The following is a 9,829-nucleotide window of genomic DNA, read 5'->3' as shown; positions in this document are numbered from 1 at the left end:
TTTTAGTGGCTTTGCGGGAATTAGTTCGACGATTTTGCGTCTATAAGGAAGCCGCTCACTCGTAACCTCTATTCCAACAGGCGTTCATGCTTCCAAAATCGCGAAATCGACATGTTCGACGCCTGCGACTAGAGTCGCTTGAGACCCGTCGGTTGTTGACCGGCGTTCCGCTAGGGGCCGAAGCTACCGATACGGCTGAATTCCTGCTGGGACGGGTCGCGGTAACCCCTGTTTTCTTTGAAAGCACCGGCGTTAATAGCGAGCAGGATTGGACTTCTGAAGAAATCACCGAAGTTCTGAACAAGATCGAAACCGCCATGGATTGGTGGTCCACCGCACTGGACGGACTGAATACCGTTCATTCTTTGGAATTCGTCTACGACACGCAGTACGCGATCAATCCGGTGGAGACCGCGTTCGAACCGATCGCGAATTCGTCCAATACCAGTCGTGATTACATCAATGATTTCTTAATCGACCAGGGCTGGGGCGATAGCAATAGCCATGACGAAGCGATTCGGTTGTTCAATGATCAGCAGCGTCGTGATCTAGATGCCGATTGGGGGGTCACGATTGTGGTCGTCGATGCGTCGGATGACCTGGACGGAAGGTTCGCCCCCGGGGGATTTCGAACCGCGTTTGCCTATCCGGGGGGAATGTACATGGTCGTTCCCTCGACCCGGCCGACCGCCGTCTTTACTCATGAACTAGGGCATTTGTTCTGGGCCAATGATGAGTATTCCGGCGGTGGTAGCTATCAGCAGCATCGCGGCTACTACGACACTCAAAATTTAAATGCGGAAGACAATCCCGCCCCCGGTTTTGTGCAAGAAGTCAGCATCATGGCTGGGGAGGCGTCGCGGAGTGCGGCGTTTGACAGTTTCGTCAGTCCAGCCTCCACGCTCGCGTCTGTCGGCTGGCAGGATAGCGATCAAGACGGGATTTTTGATTTAGCGGATGTGCCGCTCCATCTTGAAGGGACGGTTACCTATGACGGCGACCTTTCGCAGTTTCTGTTTACAGGGTTTGCCGAAGCGGTCCCCTTGCCCAATAAAAATTCCGAGGGCCTGCAGAACGATATCACTCTGAACCGAATCGGTCGTGTGGAATATCGACTGGATGGAGGTTCCTGGCTGACCGCACTACAACCGGATTTGCAGCAGACGGATGTGCAGTTTGCCGTGCCTGTGGGGCCGGGAATCGACAAAATCGAAATCCGAGCAATCGATCCCGTCGTCGGTGTCACCAGTCCGATCCTTTCCGCCACGAAAAGCGTTCCTGGAAGAGGATCACAGTCCTTTCAGGCTTATGCCTTTCTGGATACCGATGGCGATGGGATTCCCAGCGAAAATGAGAACCCTTTTTCAGGACTTCAAGTCGTCGCGAACCCTGTCGATTCATCCTCTTTTCCTGTCACGGAAGTGCTGGATGCTGCCCAGATGGCCGTTGGCGTTAGTTTGGAAAACCGGGCAAATGCTCAGTTTACGACGACCGCAATTCATGGCAACGGAGACGTTTCGGTTCAGTTAGACGATGAAGGAACGCCGCTCTTTACCTGGTTTCGGTTTACGGCTGATCGCTGGTCAAGCGAGTGGACCGAAGACGATCAAATGAAGGTCGATTTGGATTTGCCGACGACCTTTGTCGAAGTCGATTTGCAAGGGTATGCGGCTGGCGCGATCGGCAGGGTTGAAGCCTATGACGAAAGTGGGCTGTTGGTCGCACGTGCCACTTCAGAATCGCTAGCCAAGGGGGAATCGGTCACACTGCGGGTTGAATCCGCTGAGCAATCGATTCGCGAAGTCCGCGTGTTCGGGCATTCGGATACCACGATTCAAGTCTCTAAGCTTTCGGTCGGCCCAACGCTTCAAGGGGCAACCGACGCATTGGGACTGGTCGCGCTGCAAGCCCTGCCGGTGGAAGATTATCAGCTGCAGTGGCAAACCAATTCGGTCATTTATGAAGTCTCCCCCGCAGCCATCCGTGACCTATCGTTGACCGAGGCGGCGGATCCAACATTCGCTGTCGCTGTGCGGCGCGTCGATAGTCCCGGATATAACGTCGATTTACCTGCGGATGTTGATGGAAATGGAAGGGTCGAACCTGTCGATGCGCTCCGTGTGATCAATTATCTGAATAAGAATCAAAGTGGGCCGCTGACCGTCGGTGTCTCGCTGGAAAATGCAATCGATACCAATAACGATGGTCTGATCGCTCCGATCGATGCGTTGACCGTCATTAATGTTTTGAATCAGATGCAACGCTCCACGTCGGGAAGTGCGAAGGAAGTCGCGATTCCTGGGGCGCCAGCCTTGCCCGTAGAGGGAACGGCTGCTGGAGAGAGCCTGTCGGAGGAGGAGGAGAAGAAGGAACGCCAGGATGAATCGGAATCGAGAATTTTGGCGACCGACCGGATCTTGGCAAATTTAGGGCAGTGGTCTGAAGCAGAACCGCAGCGAGGGGCAAAAGCAACGAATTTGTTAAAGATTAACGATTATCAGGGTAGTGAGGCGGCCGACGTGGCGAAATCGAAAGATGCCGCGAATCCGTTTTTTTCGGAACCTTTCCGGTCCGAAGGATTCTAACAGTCAGTCCACCCTCCGAATAAGAATTCCTGATGGATGATAAGCTTGATAACGCAGGCAAGTCAGTTAATATGGGGCAATTGTATCGGTGTAAGAGGCTAATTGGTGTGAACAAATTCGCTTTGCACCTCCGGAGTCTTGTCAAAAACGTGAGCGACTGATCCTCGCAGGTGTTCGTTGAATACGAACTCGCTCACTTAAACATTCCTTAGCTGTCGAAAACGAAATTGGATTTGGCGATGAAATCTTTTGGCCGTCTATTTAGTCGCTCCAGCAAACCGCAGCCGCCTGAAACTCGACGTGCTGCAAAAAAGCAGCGTCGGCTAGGGGGCAAGCGTCAGCTTCGGAGTGAAGCTCTAGAGCGTCGCGAGCTGTTGGCGGGGGATATTCTTGCCTATCACAACGATTTCGCTCCTGCCGACGTGAATCAGGACTATCGGCTTGAGCCGATGGATGCTTTGGTCATCATCAATTACCTGAATCGCTACGGTTCAGGAGACCTCGATACCTTGATGAACCAGAATGGCGGAGCTCAAGGCGAATCGGCTAAGCAGGTAGACGCGTTTGTCGATGTCAATGGAGACAACCAGCTGACGCCGCTGGACGCCTTGCAGGTGATCAATGCTCTCTCCCAAGGAGAACGAGTCGATGAAATCGTCGAACTTCGTTTGGGGGCACGCGACGCGGTCACCGATGCGAACCTGATGACGGAGGGCAGCCGGACGGTGAACGTCCAGGTTGGTCAAATCGTCGATCTTGAAGTTTCCTGGATCGATTACCGGACGCGTAATCAGGACACCGGAGCGTTCGCGATCTATACGGACATCTTCAGTCCTAATTCAGGGATTTCTCTAGGGGATTACCTCGAGCCTGCCGTCACCGAAACTCAAAATGTGTTGTTCTCCAGCAACATCGGAGACGACGGAATTACTGGTTCGATCGTCTTTTCGCTTGAAGGCGGATCCGGCAGCGTCTCCGTGACGCCCATCGATCTGTACGACGATGGCTTGGGGGAGATGGAAAATGTGATGGAATCGCTTGGCTTCGATTCCTCTGAATACACGATCGAAGATTTGGGCGGCGGATTCGAATTTGAAATTCGCTTTGTGGGTGAGCAGTTTGTCAATGTTCCAACTCCTAATTTGGTGATCAACACCGACGGTGTTTCTGGCGCTATTGTCACCGGGCAAGTCACTGAAATACCTGCCGTTTTGGCTGGCGGTGCAGTGAATCCGGAAGCGATTAAATACAATCTGGATCTGCAGAGCCGTTCGCTTCCTGGCGGCGGGATGTATTTTGATTCGTTCCCCGAAGGCGATTTCAATTCCAGTGGTTTTGACAACGTCGGGGCAGGCAATCAGAACTTCGGTAGCACCGCTTTCGATGATGACGACGATCAAACTTCGTTTGACGCTTACAGCATTCCTGTTCGATTCACGCAAGCCATCAGTCAGTTGGTCGTTCAGGTCGACCAACCTTTAGAAGATCCACGCGAATCGAATGCGAATGAGATTCTGCTGCTTCCAGGCAGCGTCGATGATGAAACGGACGAATTGGTTCTTGGTATCGAAGACGTCTACGTCGACGACGATGATCAATTGTACGGACAGGTCATCTTCAATGTGGTCGAAGGTGGTTTGGTCGCTGGAGCTGGCAGTCTGTCGATCCAGGAAGATTTGACTCCCGTGTCAAACAATTCGATCAACTTGATCCCGTTGGTTCAGGACATTATCGATCCCAATGCGACGATCACGATTACGTCGGTTGTAAATGGCAGTAACGGCACCGTCCAGCTGTCCGGTGGCGTCGCGACTTATACGCCTGCCGCGGATTACTTTGGATCCGATAGTTTCACCTACATCGCTTCCAACGGAACGGACACCGCAACCGGAACGGTAAACGTTGTCATCGCGTCGGTTAATGACGCTCCAACGGCCGTCGCCGATGCGATCAGTGCCAACCGCGGAAACCCGGAACTGTTTGCAGCATCCGTCTTTACCGGAAACGATAATGCCGGTCCTTCGAATGAAGACCAAACCCTGACGATTACCGCCGTCAGCGGAACAAACGCTGTCTTGAACGGAGATGGCACGGTCAGCTACACGCCTCCTGCAGGCACCTCGCCGACCGACACCTTTACCTACACCGTTCAAGATTCTTCCGGAGCATCGGCGACCGCAACCGTCACGGTGACGATCAGTGAACTGCCAACCGCACCGACTGCAAGCAACTTCACTTTGTCTGGCACCGAAGGTCAGTCGCTGACGATTACGGACGCCCAATTGTTGGCCAACGTCGTCGGGACGTCGCCAATTACGATCGACAGTGTCGGAGCGCTAACGAGTCTGGTTGGTGGGGCTGCTGCTGGGACTTTGATGGATAACGGCAACGGAACTTACACCTACACTCCAGTCGACAACGATGTCTTTGGCAACGTCGCCACGTTTGAATATACGGCGACCAACTCGCTTGGCGACGATACGGCGACCGCCACGATCAGCCTGGCCGCTGTGAATGACGCTCCAGAAGCTGATGACGATGCCTTCGACGTTACGGAATTAACCGGTAACGCAACCCTTGCCGTTCTTGGCAACGACAATGGTGGCGGTCGGGAAGGTAGCGATGGGATTCGCATCACTGCGATCGATACCACGGGGACCACCGGAGCGGTTTCGATTTCCGCCGATGAGCAGTCGATCGTCTACAACCCTGGAATGGCATTCCCCGGGCAGACCACGTTCACCTACACGATCACCGATTCGGGCAACCTGACCAGCACGGCGACCGTGACGATGACGGTCGTCGAAGGGGTGCGTCCGAAGGCGGTCGACGATTCGTTTAATATCGAAGAAGATACGATCAGTCTCCTCGACGTGCTGGGGAACGACCGAGCGAACAGCGGAGAGACGTTGACCCTGGAAAGCCTGGGTGCGGTCACGACCGGAGCCGGCAACGCATCGATTGAAATTGTCAACGGAGAGGTCCGCCTGAGTCCAAGTTCAGGATACAACGGCGACGTTGTCTTCACCTACCAAATCAGCGATTCCAGTGGGGCTGTGACCGATCAGGCCGCCGCAACTGGGACGGTAACGGTAACGGTTGGACCTGTGAACGATCCGCCGATCATCGGAGCCGATCCGGCTCAGACCACGACCAGCAACGTTCCATTGACGATCGATATTGCTCCCCTATTGGCAAACGATTCGCCAGGTCCTAACGAGTCACCTGAACAAGACATTCGCGTGACAGCCGTTCAAGGAGCCACCAGCAGTGGCGGGACCGCTACGCTGGACGGAACCACGATCGTCTACAACCCTCCCGCAAATTTTGAGGGCACCGACACGATCAGCTACACGGTGACCGACAATGGTGACCCCGAGGAAAGCACGGTCGCGACGTTGACCATTCAGGTCAATAACATCGACCCAACGGCTGCCACGGATAACGTTGTCGCCTTCGTTAACATTCCTGCGACTTACACCGCCGAACGCCTGTTGGCCAACGACAGTGCCGGCGAAGCAGAACAGTCGCTAAGTATCGTCTCGGTCGCTTCAACTGCAGGCACCGAAGGTACCGTGACCTTGCAGCAGGACGGAACGGTTCGCTTTGTTCCGACTCCTGATTTCATTGGAAGCACCAGTTTCCAATACACCATCAGTGACGGAATCGAATCGACGACCGGTACGGTCAATGTTGAAGTTCAAGAATTCCAGCCAAGCTCGATTTCCGGTTCGGTCTTCATCGACAACATCTACAGCTTGGACAATCCTGTCCGCGATGGGATTCAAGTCGAAGGCGAAGACGGACTGGCCGGAGTTCGCGTTCACTTAACAAGTGCGGCTGCGGACAATGCCTCTGGCGAAGCGGTCGCGCTCAGTTTGCGAACCGATCTAACGGGAGCATTCAATTTCTCGAATCTGGCTCCTGGGCGATACGTTGTCCGCGCTGACATCCCCGCCGAAGCGATTGACGGTATCGACACCGCAGGGACGCAAGGCGATCTGGATACTGTTGAAAATCAGTTCACGATCGAAATCGTTCAGCCCGGTGGCATCGATGCGAACTCCTACGGATTCTCCTTGGTGGGATTGACTGGAGCCGCCGGTGGCACGTCTGATATGTTCATCAACAGCTATCTGCAGAGAAATGCATCCGCTTCGGAAGCATCTTCCAACGGAGCTGAGGGAGGTTATGCGTCTCTGAATCAGGACGGATCGTTTGACTTCATGCGGATCTTGGATGGTTTTGAAGGGGTTCGGCATGCCGAATTGGTCTTGAATGAAGATCACGACGCAGCCCTGCTAACCGTGCTGAATCAAGCCGGCCAAGTCCTGACAGCACAGCTTTCGACGTCGCAGTTCTTAGCGATTCCCGACGCAAATGAACGGACCGTTGTGAGGTTCTTTGGCGATTACGGAGATTTCAATTTCCAGGAAAGCATCGAAGACGTAATCGAGGATGAATTCGCTCACTATCGTGATGCGATTGACAGCATCCTCACCAACGAAGACTTTTAGTCCTAAGGACGGGGATGATGGAACGTCCTAGCCAAACGCATTCGATTCGGTTACGTGGCCCCTGGCAGAGATCTGCTGGGGCTCGTTTCTGTTCGGAATCATCGCAGCGAGTTCAGCTGCCCCAACAATGCCTGCCATCGCAATCAGACGACGCGGCGGTGACGTCGCAGGATCTATCTTCGGGCTCCGGTGCGGCAGATGGATGGGATCACTGCTACCGACGTTCGTTTAATTGTCCGACCGGTTTGCAGGGTTCCGACAGAGTGGATTTGGTCGTGCAGGCGATCGATCACCTGGTCGCGATTCGGCTGAACGATGCGATCGTATGGCAGGTTCCCGCAGATGCTCAGGCCGGCGATGCAAGAGGCGTTCGTGTTCCGATTACGGAGCAGCTGCAACCGCATAACCAGCTTGATTTGCAGTTGCGGCTTCCCTCCCCTGCTCTTCCCTGCCTGACCGGTTCCATCTCGCTAGAGATCGTGAGTTCTCTTTCCTAAGCACTCTTGCCTGCGATCCGGCGCTGCGTTCGCTGGGACGTGGTTGTTCGTCTGGCGACGGCAGCGGGATTCATGCAGGACGACGCTCTACATGCTGATCTCGGGGACCTTCTTACCTTGTAGTTGATAGACGTAGCGGAGCACTTCTGCGACGGCCTGGTACTGTTCTAGCGGGATCGCTTCTCCGATTTCGACGGTTTTATAAAGGACCTGAGCGAGAGGTTTGCGTTCGACGATTGGGACGCCGTGTTCCAGGCCCAGTCGCCGAATCCTCTGGGCTACCATGCCCGCTCCTTTGGCGACCACGATCGGGGCAACCATCTGATTGGGATTGTATTTGATCGCGATCGCTAATTCGGTTGGGTTGGTAACGATGACGTCCGCGGTGGGGACTTCCGAGGAGATTCGTTGCATGACCATCTGACGTTGGATTTGGCGACGACGCGCCTTCATTTGTGGGTCTCCGTCGGATTCTTTCATTTCGTCACGAACCTCTTGGTCGGTCATTTTGAGGTCTTCTTCATGTTTCCACCATTGGTAGGCATATTCCAGCATCGCCAGTAATAGGAGGGCGGCAGCGACCCATAGGCAGGTTTGAAACAGACAATCAAAAATCGTTTTGGCAAGCAGTGGGATCCCCATCCCGGCGACTCCTAGGATGGCGTCCTGCTGCTGACGGATCGCGAGGTAAGCGATCACGGCGATGATGATGATCTTGAAAATGCCGAAGGCCAGTCGCATCACTCCTTGCAGCGAGAGGATGCGTTTGATGCCGCTGACTGGATTGATATGCTTCCATTCAGGCATCATTTTGTTGGGCGTGAACAACAGCCCTGCCTGCGAGACATTGATCAGGATTCCTGCTGCAAACATCGCCAACATGAGAGGCAGGATGATCCAGCCCAAGCGAATCGCCATAGCCGACGTGTTGGCGATCGCTAGATCGGTACTGACCTTGCCGGTGATTTCTTGGCTGAATGTTTGCGCGAAGAGTGCCGCCAGGCGGTCGACGGTTTGGCGTCCGAACCAATAGAGCGTTACGACCGCTGCCATCAACATTGCAGCGGATGTTAGGTCTTGGCTTTTGACGACCTGACCTTCCTCGCGCGCTTTTTGACGGCGGCGTTCGCTCGCTGAATGCTTTTTTTCTCCACTGGAATCAGCCATGATCGATTACCAAATCTCCACGATTCGTTCGAGTGCCGAATTCAGTTCTGCGGAAAATATCCAGCCTGCACTTCCGATCGACATTGCCATCACCGCCAGCAGTGCGATCGCATTGATATTCAGTCCAATCGCCAGGACATTCAAACCGGGGAGGGTTCGGCTGATAAATCCGGTGACCAGATTGGCCATTAAAAGAGCCGTGACGACCGGAGCTCCCAGTCGAATTCCAGCATTCATGCCGAGTGATAATTCTAGTACGACCAGTTCCAACATCCCTTCGTGAAGAACGACTTGCCCTGGAGCCATACCTCGAAAACTGTCCATCAAGGCTTCCAGCATGTAGCGGTGCCCGCCGACCAAAATGAAGATCGTAGTCACCAATAAACCGATTAGCCGTGCCAACGTTGGCATGCTGGAGCGGGTGGTGGGATCGACGGCGTCACCCAGTTGCATGCCCCCTGTGCTGCTGACCAATTCTCCTGCCAATTGAATTCCGGTCACTAACAATTGAACCACCGTCCCGATCAGCATGCCTACCAAGGCCTCGCGCGCGATCGCGACCCCCAGTTCGATCATGTTTTGGATTTGGGGCAGATCGCTTGCGGGGATGACCGATGCAAGTGTGGGGAGAACCAAAAAGGTCAAACTGATGGCCAGTAACGCGCGGACTCGTTTGGGAACGCCAACCCCAATCGCAGGCATCGCCATCAACAACGTGCTTAATCGAGTCAGCACAAGGACAAACAATACCAAGTGCGACAAAAGCAAATCGGTCGCTTCGGCAATCACGGCATCCCAGCATTTTCAAATGCAACACGCGTCAAATCGACCATGCGTTGAACCACCCATGGAAGGCAGGCAATCATGACAACCCCCATCGCGAAGATCTTCGGTACAAATGAAACCGTTTGATCTTGCACCTGGGTCAACGCTTGCAGCAATCCGATCAGCAGTCCGACAATCATTCCGACCACCAAGATCGGTGATCCCACCAGGATCGCGGAGATCAAGGCTTCGCGGCAAAGATCGACGGCGTGGTCACTATTCATAATTCAGGTTGTCC

The 9,829-nt window shown here is 54.1% G+C and carries 6 protein-coding genes; 3 read left to right on the top strand and 3 right to left on the bottom strand.

Annotation, left to right across the window (positions count from 1 at the left end; translation table 11 throughout):
* Positions 1-86: 86 nt before the first annotated feature.
* The 3 genes from FF011L_RS21350 (at position 87) to FF011L_RS21340 (ending at position 7,599) form a co-directional block, all read left to right on the top strand.
* Positions 87-2,585 (top strand): dockerin type I domain-containing protein, encoded by a 2,499-nt coding sequence (locus FF011L_RS21350; protein WP_145354011.1) that lies wholly within the window; start codon positions 87-89, stop codon positions 2,583-2,585.
* Positions 2,586-2,824: 239 nt separating this feature from the next.
* Positions 2,825-7,102 (top strand): Ig-like domain-containing protein, encoded by a 4,278-nt coding sequence (locus tag FF011L_RS21345; RefSeq protein WP_145354010.1) that lies wholly within the window; start codon positions 2,825-2,827, stop codon positions 7,100-7,102.
* A gap of 17 nt (positions 7,103-7,119) precedes the next feature.
* Positions 7,120-7,599, top strand: a complete 480-nt coding sequence (locus FF011L_RS21340; protein WP_145354009.1) for a hypothetical protein — start codon at positions 7,120-7,122, stop codon at positions 7,597-7,599.
* Positions 7,600-7,686: 87 nt separating this feature from the next.
* Here the strand turns inward: FF011L_RS21340 and flhB are convergent, their stop codons facing one another.
* Genes flhB through FF011L_RS21325 form a run of 3 tightly spaced genes read right to left on the bottom strand, consistent with a single transcriptional unit; the run spans position 7,687 to position 9,815 of the window.
* Positions 7,687-8,766 carry a flagellar biosynthesis protein FlhB gene (gene flhB / locus FF011L_RS21335; RefSeq protein ID WP_145354008.1) on the bottom strand — a complete coding sequence of 360 codons (1,080 nt, stop codon included), beginning with the start codon at positions 8,764-8,766 and terminating at the stop codon, positions 7,687-7,689.
* Positions 8,767-8,772: 6 nt separating this feature from the next.
* Positions 8,773-9,555, bottom strand: coding sequence for a flagellar biosynthetic protein FliR (locus tag FF011L_RS21330; protein ID WP_246109556.1), 783 nt, complete (start codon positions 9,553-9,555; stop codon positions 8,773-8,775).
* On the bottom strand, positions 9,552-9,815 hold the full coding sequence (locus FF011L_RS21325; protein WP_145354007.1) for a flagellar biosynthetic protein FliQ: 264 nt from the start codon (positions 9,813-9,815) through the stop codon (positions 9,552-9,554). Before FF011L_RS21325 ends, FF011L_RS21330 begins: the two co-directional genes overlap by 4 nt.
* Positions 9,816-9,829 lie beyond the last annotated feature (14 nt).

Origin of the sequence: Roseimaritima multifibrata (assembly GCF_007741495.1) — a bacterium.
GTDB classification, from domain to species: domain Bacteria; phylum Planctomycetota; class Planctomycetia; order Pirellulales; family Pirellulaceae; genus Roseimaritima; species Roseimaritima multifibrata.
This window is presented reverse-complemented; position numbering and strand designations above follow the sequence as displayed.

Excerpts from the sequence above, each read along its gene's own strand:
- FF011L_RS21350 (WP_145354011.1), top strand. The coding sequence starts at position 87 with ATGCTTCCAAAATCGCGAAATCGACATGTTCGACGCCTGCGACTAGAG.
- FF011L_RS21345 (WP_145354010.1), top strand. The coding sequence starts at position 2,825 with ATGAAATCTTTTGGCCGTCTATTTAGTCGCTCCAGCAAACCGCAGCCG.
- FF011L_RS21340 (WP_145354009.1), top strand. The coding sequence starts at position 7,120 with ATGGAACGTCCTAGCCAAACGCATTCGATTCGGTTACGTGGCCCCTGG.
- flhB (WP_145354008.1), bottom strand. The coding sequence starts at position 8,766 with ATGGCTGATTCCAGTGGAGAAAAAAAGCATTCAGCGAGCGAACGCCGC.
- FF011L_RS21325 (WP_145354007.1), bottom strand. The coding sequence starts at position 9,815 with ATGAATAGTGACCACGCCGTCGATCTTTGCCGCGAAGCCTTGATCTCC.